The 16,373-nt window shown below is 71.6% G+C and carries 16 protein-coding genes; 15 read left to right on the top strand and 1 reads right to left on the bottom strand.

What is annotated here, in order from left to right:
• Window positions 1-210 precede the first annotated feature (210 nt).
• The 6 genes from GCL84_RS07260 (at window position 211) to GCL84_RS07235 (ending at window position 5,870) form a co-directional block, all read left to right on the top strand.
• Window positions 211-786, top strand: a complete 576-nt coding sequence (locus GCL84_RS07260) for a TetR/AcrR family transcriptional regulator (RefSeq protein ID WP_156754593.1) — start codon at window positions 211-213, stop codon at window positions 784-786.
• A 101-nt stretch (window positions 787-887) separates the two neighbouring features.
• Window positions 888-1,601 (top strand): DUF4097 family beta strand repeat-containing protein, encoded by a 714-nt coding sequence (locus GCL84_RS07255; RefSeq protein ID WP_156754592.1) that lies wholly within the window; start codon window positions 888-890, stop codon window positions 1,599-1,601.
• A gap of 147 nt (window positions 1,602-1,748) precedes the next feature.
• Window positions 1,749-3,593 carry a molecular chaperone DnaK gene (dnaK, locus tag GCL84_RS07250; protein WP_156754591.1) on the top strand — a complete coding sequence of 615 codons (1,845 nt, stop codon included), beginning with the start codon at window positions 1,749-1,751 and terminating at the stop codon, window positions 3,591-3,593.
• Complete coding sequence (gene grpE, locus GCL84_RS07245; RefSeq protein ID WP_156754590.1) at window positions 3,590-4,255, top strand: nucleotide exchange factor GrpE; 666 nt, start codon at window positions 3,590-3,592, stop codon at window positions 4,253-4,255. Before dnaK ends, grpE begins: the two co-directional genes overlap by 4 nt.
• 20 nt (window positions 4,256-4,275) lie before the next feature.
• On the top strand, window positions 4,276-5,445 hold the full coding sequence (gene dnaJ / locus GCL84_RS07240; protein ID WP_156754589.1) for a molecular chaperone DnaJ: 1,170 nt from the start codon (window positions 4,276-4,278) through the stop codon (window positions 5,443-5,445).
• Complete coding sequence (locus GCL84_RS07235) at window positions 5,442-5,870, top strand: heat shock protein transcriptional repressor HspR (RefSeq protein WP_156754588.1); 429 nt, start codon at window positions 5,442-5,444, stop codon at window positions 5,868-5,870. Before dnaJ ends, GCL84_RS07235 begins: the two co-directional genes overlap by 4 nt.
• 18 nt (window positions 5,871-5,888) lie before the next feature.
• On the opposite strand, the gene GCL84_RS07230 is transcribed toward GCL84_RS07235, so the two are convergent.
• Complete coding sequence (locus GCL84_RS07230; RefSeq protein ID WP_235926050.1) at window positions 5,889-7,061, bottom strand: FAD-binding oxidoreductase; 1,173 nt, start codon at window positions 7,059-7,061, stop codon at window positions 5,889-5,891.
• 206 nt (window positions 7,062-7,267) lie between these two features.
• Between GCL84_RS07230 and GCL84_RS07225 the strand changes: the two genes are divergently transcribed.
• The 9 genes from GCL84_RS07225 to GCL84_RS30585 all read left to right on the top strand — a co-directional run bounded on the left by GCL84_RS07225 (window position 7,268) and on the right by GCL84_RS30585 (window position 16,364).
• On the top strand, window positions 7,268-7,714 hold the full coding sequence (locus GCL84_RS07225) for a MarR family winged helix-turn-helix transcriptional regulator (protein WP_235926049.1): 447 nt from the start codon (window positions 7,268-7,270) through the stop codon (window positions 7,712-7,714).
• A 247-nt stretch (window positions 7,715-7,961) separates the two neighbouring features.
• Entirely contained in the window at window positions 7,962-10,568 is a 2,607-nt protein-coding gene (clpB, locus tag GCL84_RS07220) for an ATP-dependent chaperone ClpB (RefSeq protein ID WP_156754587.1), read from the top strand.
• Window positions 10,569-11,021: 453 nt separating this feature from the next.
• Window positions 11,022-11,726 (top strand): type III secretion system chaperone family protein, encoded by a 705-nt coding sequence (locus tag GCL84_RS07215; RefSeq protein WP_156754586.1) that lies wholly within the window; start codon window positions 11,022-11,024, stop codon window positions 11,724-11,726.
• Between the two features lie 40 nt (window positions 11,727-11,766).
• A complete protein-coding gene (locus GCL84_RS07210) occupies window positions 11,767-12,546 on the top strand; it encodes an SDR family NAD(P)-dependent oxidoreductase (protein ID WP_156754585.1) in 780 nt (259 codons plus the stop codon).
• A gap of 40 nt (window positions 12,547-12,586) precedes the next feature.
• Window positions 12,587-13,399 carry a phospholipid scramblase-related protein gene (locus tag GCL84_RS07205; RefSeq protein ID WP_156754584.1) on the top strand — a complete coding sequence of 271 codons (813 nt, stop codon included), beginning with the start codon at window positions 12,587-12,589 and terminating at the stop codon, window positions 13,397-13,399.
• 32 nt (window positions 13,400-13,431) lie between these two features.
• Window positions 13,432-14,001 (top strand): orotate phosphoribosyltransferase, encoded by a 570-nt coding sequence (gene pyrE, locus GCL84_RS07200; protein WP_235926048.1) that lies wholly within the window; start codon window positions 13,432-13,434, stop codon window positions 13,999-14,001.
• Between the two features lie 89 nt (window positions 14,002-14,090).
• Window positions 14,091-14,468 carry a DUF2784 domain-containing protein gene (locus tag GCL84_RS07195; RefSeq protein WP_156754582.1) on the top strand — a complete coding sequence of 126 codons (378 nt, stop codon included), beginning with the start codon at window positions 14,091-14,093 and terminating at the stop codon, window positions 14,466-14,468.
• Window positions 14,465-15,115, top strand: coding sequence for a TrmH family RNA methyltransferase (locus tag GCL84_RS07190; RefSeq protein ID WP_156754581.1), 651 nt, complete (start codon window positions 14,465-14,467; stop codon window positions 15,113-15,115). The genes GCL84_RS07195 and GCL84_RS07190 overlap by 4 nt, the downstream gene beginning before the upstream one ends.
• 70 nt (window positions 15,116-15,185) lie before the next feature.
• Window positions 15,186-16,364 (top strand): hypothetical protein, encoded by a 1,179-nt coding sequence (locus GCL84_RS30585; protein WP_156754580.1) that lies wholly within the window; start codon window positions 15,186-15,188, stop codon window positions 16,362-16,364.
• Window positions 16,365-16,373: the final 9 nt, after the last annotated feature.

The raw sequence follows: 16,373 nt of genomic DNA, 5'->3' as shown, positions 1-16,373 counted from the left end.
ACCCTACTCGCCAGTAACCGGGTAAGCCGACCCTAAGCCTGACAAGTGTGGTGCACACCTCCGGACTACTTGGACGATCGTCCAGGTAGTGTTTCCCGGCATGGTGGCGTTCATTCTGCTGGTAGCGGCGATCGTCGGCGAGGTGGCGGTGGCCTTGTCGCGGAAATTGTCAGCGAGGTTCAGCGGACTTGTGCCCGCGGGCGGCGCGTCGTGAGCGCGACCGCCTACCGCCGGGTCGACGGCCGCCGGGCCAGGGGCGACCGCAGGCGCGCGGAGATCATCGAGGCGACCTTGCGCGTGGTCGAGCGCGACGGGGTCGCGGGCGTCACGCACCGCACGGTGGCCGCCGAGGCGGGCGTGCCCCCCGCCTCGCTCACCTACCACTTCGCCGCGCTCGACGACCTCATCGTCACGGCGCTGACCTGGTCGGCGGAGGACATGGCGGTGCGCATCCGCGACCGCATCGAGTCCAGCCGGATCAAGGGGCGCAGCCAGGCGGGGGCGGTGGCCGAGATGCTGGCCGAGGCGCTCGGCCCGCGCCGGGGGCGGACGATGGCCGAGTACGAGCTCTACCTGCTCGCGGCCCGCCGCCCGACCCTGCGCCGCGCCGCCCGGCAGTGGCTCGACGTGCTGACCAGCCTCGGTCGCCAACCGGACGAGACCGGGTTCCGCGCCTTCCTCGCGGGCATCGACGGAATCCTGCTCCAGGGCCTCATCGACGACGACCCGCCGACGGAGGAGGAGCTGCTCCCGGTCGTCGAGCACCTCCTCGCACCCCTGCGCTAGGGGTAGGGAGAACATCAGGGTGGTTCCGGGGGCTTTCCCTGATCCCCGGGCGCCGTGCGCGGCCATAACGTCTTCCTTGTTGCTCAACCAAGGGGGAAACGATGAAGAACCTGCTGGTCGCGGTGCTGATCGGGGCGTCGGGGGCCGCGCTGGTAAGCGGCTGCGGGATGTTGGAGAAGCAGGGGGCGTACTCCGACGACGCGCGGTTCGACCAGGTGGTCCGGGAGGTCCGCCTGTCCGTCGACTCGGGCTCGGTCCGGATCGTCGCCGGGGAGACCAGCTCGGTCCACCGCACGGTGCACTACCGCGGCGACCGGCCCGACGTGTCGACGTTCCGGATGGAGGGCGACACGCTGGTGCTCGACTCCTGCGAGGTCTCGGGCTGCTGGGTGGACTACGACGTGGTCGTGCCGAGGGGGGTCGCGGTCGACGGTGACATCGACTCCGGGCAGGCGGAGGTCCAGGATGCCTCGACGGTCTCGCTGGCGGTCTCCTCCGGCGACCTGACGGTCACCCGGCCCAGCGGCGCGGTCTCGGTCGAGGCCGACTCCGGCCGGGTCACCCTCGCCGAGACCCAGGACGCGGTGACCGTGCGCGCCGACTCCAGCGATGTCGAGGTGCGCGCCGCCAAGGCCGCCCCGCTCGTGGCCAGGGTCGACAGCGGCACCATCGACGTGCGGGTCCCGCGCGGCGACTACAACACCACCCTGCGCGTCGACTCCGGGCGCATCGACAACCGCATCGGCCACGACCCGACGGGCACCCCGCTCGAGGCCAGGGCCAACTCCGGCACCATCACTCTCGACTTCGGTTGAGTTTTCCCGCCGGGTCGGGAACAACTCCGCGCTGGTCCTCGTTGTGCGGGTCAGAAAGGTTGAGCGGGACCGACTCAAGTAGCAAAGCTGAGTCGAGTACACTCAACCTAGAGGATCACCCGAGAGCAGTCACAGCAGGAGGAAGACATGGCGCGAGCGGTCGGCATCGACCTGGGGACGACCAACTCCGTCGTCGCCGTCCTCGAAGGCGGCGAGCCGACGGTCATCGCCAACTCCGAGGGCTCGCGGACGACTCCATCGATCGTCGCGTTCGCCAAGAACGGCGACGTGTTGGTCGGACAGCCCGCGAAGAACCAGGCGGTCACCAACGTTGACCGCACCGTCCGGTCGGTCAAGCGGCACATCGGCACCGGCTGGAAAGAGCAGTTCGACGGCAAGGACTACACGCCGCAGGAGATCTCCGCGCGCGTGCTGATGAAGCTCAAGCGCGACGCCGAGTCGTACCTGGGCGAGACCATCACCGACGCGGTCATCACCGTGCCCGCGTACTTCGAGGACGCCCAGCGCCAGGCCACCAAGGAGGCCGGGCAGATCGCGGGCCTCAACGTCCTGCGCATCGTCAACGAGCCCACCGCGGCCGCCCTGGCCTACGGCCTGGACAAGGGCGCCAAGGAGCAGACGATCCTGGTCTTCGACCTCGGCGGCGGCACCTTCGACGTCTCGCTGCTCGAGATCGGCGACGGCGTCGTGGAGGTCCGCGCGACCTCCGGTGACAACCACCTCGGCGGCGACGACTGGGACCAGCGCGTCGTCGACTGGCTGGTCGAGAAGTTCAAGTCGTCCAGCGGCATCGACCTCACCAAGGACAAGATGGCGCTGCAGCGCATCCGCGAGGCGGCCGAGAAGGCGAAGATCGAGCTGTCCAGCTCGAACAGCGCCAACATCAACCTGCCCTACATCACCGTCGACGGCGACAAGAACCCGCTGTTCCTCGACGAGACGCTGACCCGCGCGGAGTTCCAGCGGATCACCCAGGACCTGCTCGACCGCACCCGCACCCCGTTCAACAACGTGGTCAAGGACGCGGGCATGCCGATCGGCGAGATCGACCACGTCGTGCTGGTCGGCGGCTCCACCCGGATGCCCGCCGTCGCCGAGCTGGTCAAGGAGCTCACCGGCGGTCGCGAGGCCAACAAGGGCGTCAACCCGGACGAGGTCGTCGCCATCGGCGCCGCGCTGCAGGCCGGTGTGCTCCGGGGCGAGGTCAAGGACGTCCTGCTGCTCGACGTGACCCCGCTGTCGCTGGGCATCGAGACCAAGGGCGGGGTGTTCACCAAGCTCATCGAGCGCAACACCACCATCCCGACCAAGCGCTCGGAGATCTTCTCCACCGCCGACGACAACCAGACCACCGTGGGCATCCAGGTGTTCCAGGGCGAGCGCGACTTCGCCGCGGACAACAAGAAGCTGGGCACCTTCGACCTCACCGGCCTGCCCCCCGCCCCGCGCGGCGTGCCGCAGGTGGAGGTCACCTTCGACATCGACGCGAACGGCATCGTGCACGTCAACGCGAAGGACCTGGGCACCGGCAAGGAGCAGTCAATGACGATCACGGGCGGCTCGGCGCTGCCCAAGGACGACATCGACCGGATGGTCAAGGACGCCGAGGCGCACGCCGAGGAGGACAAGAAGCGCCGCGAGGAGGCCGACGTCCGCAACCAGGCGGAGACGCTGGTCTACCAGACCGAGAAGTTCCTCAAGGACAACGAGGACAAGGTCCCGGCCGACGCCAAGGAGAAGGTGACCGCCGCGATCACCGAGGCCAACGAGGCGCTCAAGGGCACCGACATCGGCGCCATCAAGGCCGCGATGGAGAAGCTGGGCACCGAGTCCCAGGCGATGGGTTCCGCGCTCTACGCCAACACCGGGGCCGAGCAGGCCGCGGGCGGCCCCGAGGGCGGCGCGCAGGCCAAGCCCGAGGACGACGTGGTGGACGCCGAGATCGTCGACGAGGACAAGGACAAGAAGTGACCGAGCAGAAGCGCGAGGAGAACGCCGCGCAGGAGCCGGTCGTGGTGCGCGACAAGCGCAGGCTCGACCCGGAGACGGGTGAGGTCCGCGCCGAGGCCAAGGCGGCCGGGGACACCCCGGCCGCGCAGGCCCCGGCCGAGGCCGAGGTCGAGGACGTCACAGTGGTGGACGGGATCGTCGACGACGCCGAGGCCGACGCCGACGCCGACCCGGCTGCCGAGGCGAAGTCCCAGTTGGCCGAGCGCACCGCCGACCTGCAGCGCCTGCAGGCCGAGTACGCCAACTACCGCAAGCGCGTCGAGCGCGACCGCGAGGCCGTGGCCACCTCGGCCAAGGCCCAGGTCGTGGCCGAGTTCCTCGGTGTCCTCGACGACCTGGAGCGGGCCGAGAAGCACGGTGACCTCACCGGCGCGTTCAAGGCGGTGGCGGACAAGCTCAACTCGGTGCTGACCAAGACCGGGTTGGAGGCGTTCGCCCACGAGGGCGAGCCGTTCGACCCCTCGGTGCACGAGGCCGTGCAGCACGACACGTCCACCGAGGTGGACGGGCCCACCGTCAGCGGTGTGCTGCGCCGGGGTTACAAGATCGGGGACCGCGTCGTGCGGGCCGCGCTGGTCGCGGTGACCGACGCCGAGGCAGCACCCGCCACCCCGGCGGACTGAGCGAGAGGAGGGGACGTCCGGTGAGCGCACGGGACTGGATCGACAAGGACTTCTACCGCGAGCTGGGCGTCTCCTCCGACGCCGGTGAGGGCGAGATCAAGAAGGCGTACCGCAAGCTCGCCCGCGAGCTGCACCCCGACGCCAACCCGGGCAACGCCGACGCCGAGGCGCGGTTCAAGGCGGTGTCCGAGGCGCACGGGGTGCTCGGCGACCCGGAGAAGCGCAAGCAGTACGACGAGGCCCGCTCCCTGTTCGGCGGCGGGCTGCGCGGCGGCTTCGGCGGCGGGTCGGGGGGCGGCGGCGCGTCGTTCTCCGACCTGTTCGGCCAAGCCGCGGGCGGCGCGGCCGCGGGCGGCGGCTTCGGCGACATGCTGGGCAACCTGTTCGGCCGCGGCCGGGGTGCGGCGTCCTCGCCGCGCGCCCGGCGCGGGGCCGACGTCGAGACCGAGGTCCGCATCGACTTCGTCGAGGCGGTCAAGGGCGCGACGGTCCCGCTGCGGCTGTCGAGCCCGTCGGAGTGCGAGACCTGCCACGGCTCCGGTGCCCGGCCGGGCACCACCCCGCGCACCTGCGCGACCTGTTCGGGCGCGGGCCTGATCAGCCGCAGCCAGGGCGCGTTCGCGTTCAGCGAGCCGTGCCACGACTGCCGCGGCACCGGCCGCATCGTCGACAACCCCTGCCCCGACTGCGGCGGCGACGGGGTCAGCACCAAGACCCGCACGCTGACCGTCCGCATCCCCCCGGGGGTGGAGAACGACCAGCGCATCCGCCTGTCCGGCCAGGGCGAACCCGGCTCCAACGGCGCCGCGTCCGGCGACCTGTACGTCCGCGTGCACGTCACCCCGCACCCGGTCTTCGGCCGCGACGGCAACAACCTCACCCTGCGGGTCCCGGTCAGCTTCACCGAGCTGGCCCTGGGCACCACCATCTCCGTCCCCACCCTGGAGGGCTCGGTCAGCGCCCGGGTCGCCCCCGGCACCCCGTCCGGCCGCGTCCTGCGGGTCCGGGGCAAGGGCGTCGCCAAGCGCGACGGCCAGACCGGCGACCTGCTGATCACTCTGCAGGTGTCGGTCCCCCCGACCCTCGACGAGACCGCCACCGAGGCCCTGCAGGCCTACGCTGAGGCGACCAAGCAGCACGATCCCCGACCCGACCTGACCGCCATGGTCGAGAAGGCGAGGCAGTCGTGAACCCCTTCCCGCCGGGGGCCGACGAGGACACCCCCGTCTTCGTGATCTCGGTGGCCGCCCAGCTCTCCGGCCTGCACGCCCAGACCCTGCGCAGCTACGACCGCATGGGCCTGGTCTCCCCCGGCCGCACCTCCGGCGGCGGCCGCAGGTACTCGGTCCGCGACATCGTCCTGCTCAAGGAGGTCCAGCGCCTCTCCCAGGAGGCCGGGGTCAACCTCGCGGGCGTCAAGCGCATCATCGAACTCGAGAACGAGGTCGACGCCCTGCGCTCGCGCATCGCCGAGCTGACCGAGGAACTGGCCCAGGTCCACGCCGCCGCCGAACAGGCCGCCGCGGCCATCCACAAGAGCTACCGCCACGACCTGGTCCCCGTGAAGCGCGAGACCGCCCTGGTCGTCTGGCGCCCCCCGCAGCGCCGCCGCTGACGGGGTCGCGCCGTTCGATCAGCTCAGGATGAACGGGTCGTAGGTGATGTGGTCGATGGGGGCGCCCGCGAGCAGGAGGGCGGAGACCGTGCTGCGGATCATCTGGGGACTGCCCGAGACGAGGATGTCGCAGTCGGACCAGGAGCCGTACTTGGTGACGACCTGGGCGAGGGTGCCGTGTTCGGCCTCCGCGACGTCGGGTTCGTGCTCCAGGACGGGCAGGATCGACAGCCACGGGTTGCTGGCGGCGATGTTCTGCAGGTGGGCCAGGTCGTAGAGGTCCTCGCGGACGCGGCCGCCGGTGAAGAGGTGGACGCGGGGGTTGAGGCCCCACTGGGCGAGCTCCTCGATGATCGAGCGCATCGGGGCGATGCCGGTGCCGCCCGTGATCATGAGGACGTCGCGGTCGGACTGGCGGTCGACGGTGAGGCGGCCCATGGGGGCGGCGATGCGCCACTCGTCGCCGACCTGGGTGTCGTTGACGATGGTGGGACTGACCAGGCCGTTCTCGACGGTGCGGACGTGGAACTCGAGGACGCCGTCGTCGGCGGGGGCGGTGGCCGGGGACAGGTAGCGCCACAGGCGGGGGTGCTGCGGGACCTCGACGCTGACGTACTGGCCGGGGCGGTAGGGCAGGGGCTGGTCGGGGCACACGCGCAGCACGGCCAAGTCCCAGCTGATCCGCTCGCGCTCGACGACCGTCGCGTTCCACCACGCTGGCCCGGTGGCCTCGGCGGCGGCGCCCAGCATCGCCCTGGCCATGATCGTGTACGCCTCGGCCCACGCCCGCTCGACGTCCTCGGTCCACACCGGCTCGGCGAACTCGCGCACGGCGTGGATCAACGCCATGCCCACGGCCTCGTAGTGGTCGCTGACCAGGCCGAACTTGCGGTGCTCGCGCCCGATCTCACGCAGGTAGGGCACCAGGTCCTCCGGCCGGTCGACCATCTGCACGACCTGCACGAGCGCCTGCAGCAGCCGCGAGTCCCGCACCCGCATGTCCGGTGGGAACATGTCCTGGGTGCTGGGCTCGACGTGGAACAGGTTGTCGTAGAAGGCGGCGGCGACCTCATCGGCGCGCGGCTCGACGAAGGCGAAGCTCTCCCGGACCAGGCGCACCATCGCCGCCACCGCGGCGGGTGCCTCGGCGCGCGGGTTCGAGGACGGGAACGGGCTCACATCGGCTGACATGGTCGGGCGGTCGCTCCACCGGTCTGACGGTCCCTGGGCGGCACTCAGCGTACTTGAGCCCCCCGCACCAGCGGGGTGGAGAACGGGTGAATCGGTACTGCTCGACTACTGGACGTACACGGTACTGCATTTTTTGCCTGGTAGCTGCGCCCCAGCGGCGCCGTGCCGCTAACTTTCCGGGAGGCGTGACGAAGGGACTGACGAGGGTGGACGAGCAGTCGGGCGAGCGGGAGAACGCGGCCCAGGACCTGGAGCGGGAGCTGTCGAAGCTGTTCGGCCGCGCCCGCAGCCTCTCGATGACTTTCGCCTCCCGGGTGCACACCGGCCTCGACGCGGCCTCCTACGCGCTGTTGCTGCACCTCAGCGACATCAGCCCGGTGCGCGCGGCCGACGTAGTGGAGCGCACCGGTCTGGACAAGTCGACGGTCAGCAGGCAGATCGCACGGCTGGAGGAACTCGACCTGATCGAGCGCGTGCCCGACCCCTCCGACGGCCGGGCGCGGTTGGTGCAACTGACCGTCACCGGGGCGGCTCGGCTCGCGGAGGTCCGATCGGATCGACGGGCGCGGCTGCGCACGCAGTTGGGGACCTGGCCAACCGAGGACATCCAGGAGTTCAGCAGGTTGTTGGGCAAGCTCAACCTGGACCTGTAATCCCTGGTCACGCCGTTCTCCCGGCGGGCTGGGGACAGTTGTACACAAGCCTGTGGACAACTTCCTGGGGATTGTGGACAACTGCGTCACAACTGTGGACAGCCATGTTGCGACAAGTGGGTGATCGCTCGATCGGGTGACTTCGGAGCGCAACCGGCAAAGTCGTCCGGGTTGAGTGGAACCGACTCAACTTTGCTGACGTTAGAAGAGTCGAGAGTTCCAGGCAGCAGGCAGATCCGAGGTGGAGATGGACGCGTTCAACCCGACGACCAAGACTCAGCAGGCGATCTCGTCGGCGGCCCAGGCCGCCGCGACCGCGGGCAACCCGGACATCAGCCCGGTCCACCTGCTCGGCGCCCTGCTGGCCCAGGCGGACGGCCTCACCGCGCCGCTGCTGACCGCCGTCGGCGTCGACCCGGCCGTGGTCGGAAAGGAGCTCGAGCCGCTCAGCCGCGGCCTGCCCAGCGCCACCGGGGCCACCGTGTCGCAGCCGGGGCTGTCCCAGCAGGCGCTGCGCACGATCACCCACGCCCAGAAGCTCGCCACCAGCATGGGCGACGAGTACGTCTCCACCGAGCACCTGCTCGTCGGCCTGGCCGCCGAGGGCGGTGAGGCGGGCGACCTGCTCAAGCGGCACGGGGCCACCGCCGAGGCGCTGACCGAGGCGTTCACCAAGGTCCGCGGCTCCGCGCGGGTCACCTCCCCCGATCCCGAGGGCACCTACCAAGCGCTGGACAAGTACGGCGTGGACCTCACCGAGCGCGCCCGCAAGGGCGAGCTGGACCCGGTGATCGGCCGCGACGCCGAGATCCGGCGCGTGGTGCAGGTGCTGTCGCGGCGCACCAAGAACAACCCGGTGCTCATCGGTGAGCCCGGCGTCGGCAAGACCGCCATCGTCGAGGGCCTGGCCCAGCGGATCATCGCCGGTGACGTGCCCGAGTCGCTGCGCGGCAAGCGGGTGATCTCGCTCGACCTGGGGTCGATGGTGGCGGGCGCGAAGTTCCGCGGCGAGTTCGAGGAGCGGCTCAAGGCCGTCCTCAAGGAGATCACCGACTCCGCCGGCCAGGTCGTCACCTTCATCGACGAGCTGCACACCATCGTCGGCGCGGGCGCGACCGGCGAGGGCGCGATGGACGCGGGCAACATGATCAAGCCGATGCTGGCCCGCGGCGAGCTGCGCATGGTCGGCGCCACGACGCTGGACGAGTACCGCGGGCACATCGAGAAGGACCCGGCCCTGGAGCGCCGCTTCCAGCAGGTCTTCGTCGGCGAGCCGACGGTCGAGGACACCATCGGCATCCTGCGCGGGCTCAAGGAGCGCTACGAGGTGCACCACGGCGTGCGGATCACCGACAGCGCCCTGGTCGCCGCGGCCACCCTGTCCGACCGCTACATCACCGCCCGGTTCCTGCCGGACAAGGCCATCGACCTGGTCGACGAGGCCGCGTCCCGGCTGCGGATGGAGATCGACTCCCGGCCGGTGGAGATCGACGTGGTCGAGCGCGCCGTGCGCCGCCTGGAGATCGAGGAGATGGCGCTGGCCAAGGAGGAGGACGCCCCCTCCCGGGACCGCCTCGCCGCGCTGCGCGCCGAGCTGGCCGAGAAGCGCGAGGAGCTGTCCGGGCTGACCGCCCGCTGGCAGAACGAGAAGGGCTCCATCGACAAGGTCCGCGAGCTCAAGGAGCAGTTGGAGTCGCTGCGCGGCGAGTCCGAGCGCGCCGAGCGCGACGGCGACCTCGGCCGGGCCGCCGAGCTGCGGTACGGGCGCATCCCGGCGCTGGAGAAGGACCTGGCCGCGGCCATCGACGTGTCTGCGGTGTCCGCGGACACCTCGCCGACCGGCGACCTGATGCTCAAGGAGGAGGTCGGCTCCGACGACGTGGCCGAGGTGGTGTCGGCGTGGACCGGCATCCCGGCCGGGCGCATGTTGGAGGGTGAGACGCAGAAGCTGCTGCGCATGGAGGAGGAGCTGGCCCGCCGCGTGGTGGGGCAGGCCGAGGCCGTGCGCGTGGTGTCCGACGCCGTCCGCCGCACCCGCGCGGGCGTGGCCGACCCGGACCGGCCGACCGGCTCGTTCCTGTTCCTCGGCCCGACCGGCGTCGGCAAGACCGAGCTGGCCAAGGCGCTCGCGGAGTTCCTGTTCGACGACGAGCGGGCGATGATCCGCATCGACATGAGCGAGTACTCCGAGAAGCACTCGGTGGCCCGCCTCGTCGGCGCGCCCCCCGGGTACGTCGGCTACGACCAGGGCGGGCAGCTCACCGAGTCGGTCCGCCGCCGCCCGTACAGCGTGGTGCTGCTCGACGAGGTGGAGAAGGCGCACCCGGACGTCTTCGACGTGCTCCTGCAGGTCCTCGACGACGGTCGGCTGACCGACGGCCAGGGCCGCACCGTCGACTTCCGCAACACCATCCTGGTGCTGACCTCCAACCTCGGCTCGCACGCCATCGTCGACCCGGCCCTCGACGACCGGGGCAGGCACGACGCGGTCATGGCCGTCGTCCAGCGCCACTTCAAGCCCGAGTTCCTCAACCGCCTCGACGACGTCGTGGTCTTCCACGCCCTCGCCACCGAGGAGCTCACCTCGATCGTCGACATCCAGGTCGGCAAGCTCGGCCGCCGCCTCGCCCAGCGCCGCCTCGCCCTCGACGTCTCCGCCGCCGCCCGCGAGTGGCTCGCCCTCAACGGCTTTGACCCGGTCTACGGCGCCCGCCCCCTGCGCAGGCTGGTCAGCTCCGCGATCGGCGACCAACTGGCCCGCAAGCTCCTCGCGGGCGAGGTCCGCGACGGCGACACGGTCAAGGTCGACATCAACGAGGACAGCTCTGGCCTGGTCGTGTCGCAGGCCGAGTAGCAGTGCCAGGTGTGGGGCCGTTCTCGCCCGAGCGCGGCCCCACACCCGGCGGAGAAGACAGCGCCTGCTGAGCTTGTGCATGATCATTCCCCCCGTCGGGCAGTTCCTCTCGACCCAGCCTCGCCGCCGTCGGGCCGCGGTTGAAGGGGTGGTCGAATTCTGTGGACAGATCCGGACCCTGTGGACAACTCGCCCTTACCGAGCCGTTCCTGTCGGACCCCCTGAGTAGCGTTGAAACCGGGGGCCCCAGAGCGGTTGATCTTGGAATGGCGCCCGCGGTCGACTCCGCCACGCCCGGCGGCGTTCGCGGATTCACCCCAAAGGGCAAACGGCCGCAAACCCGCCGCTCCCGCGCGTTGTGTCCCAGCGAACGAGACGAAGTTCCAGCGATCGGGTGCGCGGCGCGCCCCCCGTGATCTTGAACAACGGCGCGTGGCGACTACGCTGCCCGATGTGGGCGTTCCCGCTTGGGTCTGGTTCTTGATCGCTGTCGTCGCGTTCGTCGCCGGTGGCGGGTTCCTGCTGCGCGACCGGGCGGTGTTGACGTCGAGAAACCGGGAGCGACGGCGGTGGGCCGGGCTGCGCGGGTGGCAGTTCGCCGAGACGGACATGGTGCTGCCCAAGCAGTGGAGCGGCGGGGCCGTGGCCTACTACGGGGACGGGCTGGCCAGGGACGTGGTGGCCGGGACGACGTTCACCGCGGACGGGCGACGCAAGGTCTACGTGTTCGACCTGGAGGCCGGGGGGCGGGTCAACACCGTCATCGCGGCGGTGCAGACGCGCAGGAAGCACCCGGTGGTCGTGGAGCTGTGGGTGCCGAGCACGCCGTTCCAGCGCGAGCACATGCCCGAGCTGCTGGGGCCGGTCGGGCAGCGGTACGCCTTCGTCTCCGACATCGGCGCGGCGCGGACGCTGATCACCCCGGACCTGGTCGACGCGACCGAGGAGATCGGGCGCGACATCGCCGTGGCGTGGATCGAGGACGGGTGGGTGCTGGCGGCGGCGCCGCCGAACTCGAGCCCCTCGCGGCTCGAACGCCTGCTGCGGGGCATCGGCGAGATCGCCGACGTCGTCGACCCGTTCGACGGCGAGTCCGACACCGCCGAGGCCGAGCCCGAGGCGGACACGGCGGCGAAAGCCGACGTCAAGGACGCGTGATCTTCTTCCGGTCTGGGTTACCGCTTAGTAGCGTGTCCACATGCCCACCGCCCTCATCACCGGAGCCACCGCAGGCATCGGCCACGCGTTCGCCCGCAGGCTCGCCGCGGACGGCTGGGACCTCGTCATCGTCGCCCGCACCGCCGACCGGCTGAAGTCCGTCGCCGCCGAGTTGGCCGGGGCCCACGACGTCCAGGTCCAGCCGATGACCGCCGACCTGACGACGACCAGGGCCCGCAAGCGGGTCGAGGCGCGGCTGGCCGACCCGGACAAACCGGTCGACCTGCTGGTGAACAACGCCGGGTTCGGCACCAGGGGCGCCTTCGCCGAGGCCGACCCGGACTGGCTGCAGAACCAGCTCGACCTCAACGTCACCGCCGTGATGCGCCTCACCCGCGCCGCGCTGCCCGGCATGGTCGAGCGCGGCCGCGGCGGCGTGGTCAACGTCTCCAGCGTCGCCGGGTACTTCCCGGCCAGCGGCCCCTCCTACGCCGCGTCCAAGGCCTACGTGACCGCGCTGTCCGAGGGCCTGGCCGCGCACCTGGCGGGCACCGGCGTCCGCGTCGTGGCCCTGGTCCCCGGCTTCACCCACACCGAGTTCCACCAGCGCGCGGGCGACGACATGTCCGAGCTGCCCGACTTCCTCTGGCTCGACGCGGACCGGGTCGTCGACGACTGCCTGCGCGACCTGGCCCACGGCCGCAGCCGCTCGGTCCCCGGCGTCCAGTACAAGGCCCTGCTCGGGGTCACCAAGCTGCTCCCGCGCGGCCTGCTGCGACTCGTGGAGAAGCGGGCGACCGCAGGACGCAATCGCGGCTAACGCCCAGCTCGAGTGCGGCGGCGCGCATACGCTGCTGCTCATGACGAACCAGCAGCCGGGGTGGTACCCGGACAGCCCCGGCAGCCCCGTCCTGCGGTGGTGGGACGGGACGAAGTGGACGCACCACACCCAGCCCGCACCGCGGCGGCAACCGCGCAGCGACGCCTCGGCGTGGGAGTTGGAGGTCGGCGGTCCCGCCGACCCGGACAAGATCCGCGAGCAGCAGCGCCGGGCAGGCGTCGGCCAGGTCGGGCAGGGTGGCGGCTCGCTGTTCACCGAGCCGGTTCTGGTGGTCAACCAGAAGGCCAAGCTGATCGAGCTGGCCAACGAGTACTCGGTGTTCGACCAGCACGGCCGCCAGGTCGGCTCGGTCGCCCAGGTCGGGCAGAGCGGGCTCAAGAAGGCGCTGCGCTTCCTGGGCAGCTACGACCAATTTATGACCCACCGGTTCGAGGTGCGCGACACAGGCGGCCACACCCAGCTCCTGCTGACCCGGCCCGCCAAGTTCGTGAAGTCGCGGATGATCGTGTCCCGGCCGGACAACTCCCCGGTCGGCGAGATCGTCCAGGAGAACGCGTTCGGCAAGATCCGCTTCGGGTTCCTGGTCGACGGGAACAAGATCGGCGGCATCCAGGCCGAGAACTGGCGCGCGTGGAACTTCTCCATCACCGACCACACCGGCGCCGAGGTCGCCAAGATCACCAAGACCTGGGAGGGCCTGGCCAAGTCGATGTTCACCACGGCGGACAACTACGTGCTGCAGATCCACCAGCGGCTGCCCGACCCGCTGCTGAGCCTGGTCGTCGCGTCCGCGCTGACCGTCGACACCGCGCTCAAGCAGGACAGCAACTAGGACTCGTCCGCGGCATGAGAGGGTATGCACCCGTGCGGACCACAGTTGACGCCTCGGCCAAGGCCGAGCTGGCCAGGCTCGTGAGCGAGTTGGCCGTCGTGCACGGCCGGGTGACCCTGTCTTCGGGCAAAGAGGCCGACTACTACATCGATCTGCGGAGGGCGACGCTGCACCACGCGGCCGCCCCGCTCATCGGTCGGCTGCTGCGCGGGCTCACCGCCGACTGGGACTACGTCGCCGCCGGGGGCCTGACCCTCGGCGCCGACCCGGTCGCGGTGGCGATGATGCACGCCGCGGCGGGCGCGGGCGAGGTGCTCGACGCGTTCGTCGTGCGCAAGGACGCCAAGGGCCACGGCATGCGACGGCGGATCGAGGGCATCGAGGTGGCCGGGCAGCGCGTGCTCGCGGTCGAGGACACCTCGACGACCGGTGGCAGCGTGCTGACCGCCGTCGACGCGCTGACCGAGGCCGGGGCGACCGTGATCGGCGTGGTCACCGTCGTCGACCGGGACACCGGGGCCCGGGAGGCCATCGAGGCCCGCGGTCTGCCATACCGGTACCTCCTCGACCTGGCGGATCTCGGTTTGGTCAAGGGTGACTGACCGATCTTAATCACGGCCGCAAACCCCCGGCCGCGAGCTACGGTGGACGCAGGTAGCCGCTGACTCGGTGGCCGGGGGAGGTGCCGGAGATGGCCGGTGTGCTCGCTGCCGCGACGATGGTCGTGCACTTCGCAGCCCTGCTCTACATCGGGCTGGGTGGCTTCTTGGCCTGGCGCTGGCCGAAGTCGCTGTTCGTGCACGTCTTCTTCGCCGCGTGGGGCGTCATCGTCAACGTCACGTCGCTGCCGTGCCCGCTGACGGCGCTGGAGAACCACTTCCGCGCCCAGCAGGGCCTCGGCGACCTGCCGGGCGGGTTCAACGAGTACTACGTGTTCGGGCCGATCGTCCCCGACGGCTATGTTTCCGTCGTGGCAATCGCGGCCGTGGTCCTGCTCCTCATCTCCTACGCCGGCGCCTACCTGCGGTGGCGGCACCGGAAGAGCCCGCTGGCGGCCGCTGCCGGATGAGCGAGGAGCAAGGCCCGACGGAGTGGGTGTTCGGCGAGCCCGTCGGCGTCGGCCCCTGGGCGGGCGAGCCGCCGCGGGACCCGCGCTACGACCCGGTGCTGCTGGCCGAGGGCGACCGCCGCAACGTCGTCGACGCCTACCGGTACTGGCGGCGCGAGGCGGTCGTGGCCGACCTCGACCGGCGCAGGCACGACTTCCACGTGGCCATCGAGAACTTCGGGCACGACCACAACATCGGCACGGTCGTGCGCACCGCCAACGCCTTCGCCGCCCGCGCGGTGCACATCGTCGGGCGCAAGCGCTGGAACCGGCGCGGGGCGATGGTGACCGACCGCTACCAGCACGTGCACCACCACCCGGAGGTCGCGGGCCTGCTGGCCTTCGCCGCCGCGCAGGACCTGGCCGTGGTGGGCGTGGACAACACCCCCGGCTCCACGCCGATCGAGCGCACGCCGCTGCCGCCCCGGTGCGTGCTGGTCTTCGGCGCCGAGGGGCCCGGTCTCACCGAGGAGGCCAGGACGGGCGCGGACCTGCTGGTGTCGATCGCCCAGTTCGGCTCCACCCGGTCGATCAACGCCGGGGTGGCCGCGGGGATCGTCATGCACTCCTGGGTCCGCGACCACGCCGACCTCGATACCGCCTGGTAGCGCCGCACGACCGGGTGAAAGGGGCACATCGGCCCGGCGGCCGGGGCCCGCCTGCGCACACCATGGGGCCATGAGCCGGTACGCCCGGGACGCCGTGGCGTCCGCGCTGTGGTCGGCGCGTGCCACCGCCGCCGAGAAGGCCGTTTGGGAACGCTACCTGCGCCGTGCCCGCGGTCTGCCCGGAACCCTGCTCGGCCGCCCCGACCCGATCTCCGGCTGGCGCCCGGACTGGCAGGCGCACCTGCTCAACGCCCTGGTCGACGCGTACGACCGCGCGCCGACCGACGAGCGCGCCACCACCGTCACGCGCGTGCTGCGCGGCCTGCGCGTGCGCACCATGGGCCGCTGGACGGTGCCCGACCACGCCGCCCTGGCCTGGCTCGGCGTCGCACTCCTGCGCACCGGCGACCGCCTGGGCGTCGACTCCCGCGCGGGCCTCGACAGCGCTATCGCCACCTTGCGCGACGCGTGGACCGACCACGGCGGCGGCGGGCTCTGGTCCACCCCCGGCGGCCCGCGCAAGGACGCCGCCACCAACGCCCCCGCCGCACTCCTGCTCGCCATGGCCGATCGCGAACGCGCCGACCGGCAGCGCGCCCGCGCGATCGCCGAGTGGCTCACCACCACCCTGCGCGACCCGAACGCCGGACTGCTGCGCGACGGCGTGGACCTCGACCTCGACAGCCCCCCGCCGCCGCCCCCGGCGGTCGAACCCTGGCCCGCCCAGGACGACGACATGTGGTCGTACCGGGCGTTCCCGGCCCAGCGCGGCGACATCTGGGACGTCCCCCGCCCGCGGCAGGGCGAGGACGCCACCGCGGGCCTGGCCCCGGGCGAGGCCCAGGGCGCCTACATCTCGGCCTGCGTCGTCCTGGCCGCCACCGACCCCACCGGCGGGTGGCTCGCCCACGCCGCCGACACCGTCCACGCCGCCGTCGACACCTTCGCCCCCACCGGCGTCCTGCGCCTGCGCACCGGGGCGGGCGCGGGCCTGCTGGCCCGCTGCCTCGCCCACGCCGCCCCCCACCTCCCCCAGCCCGCCGCCGAGGTCGCCCGCACGGTGGTCCTGACCTCGGCCGAGGCCGCCTGGCGCAACCGCGCCATAGCCCCCGGCGGCCCCATCCTGCCCGTCGACTGGACCAAGCCCGCTGACCACGCACGGGGGCCGGGCGCGGAGTGGTCGCTCGCGACGCAGGTCGGCGGGTGGCTGGTGCTGGAGGCCGCCGCGCGGCTGGAACGCGCGCTCTAGGCTGACGGG

It is taken from the genome of Actinokineospora pegani (assembly GCF_009745975.1).
In the GTDB taxonomy this organism is placed as follows: domain Bacteria; phylum Actinomycetota; class Actinomycetes; order Mycobacteriales; family Pseudonocardiaceae; genus Actinokineospora; species Actinokineospora pegani.
This window is presented reverse-complemented; position numbering and strand designations above follow the sequence as displayed.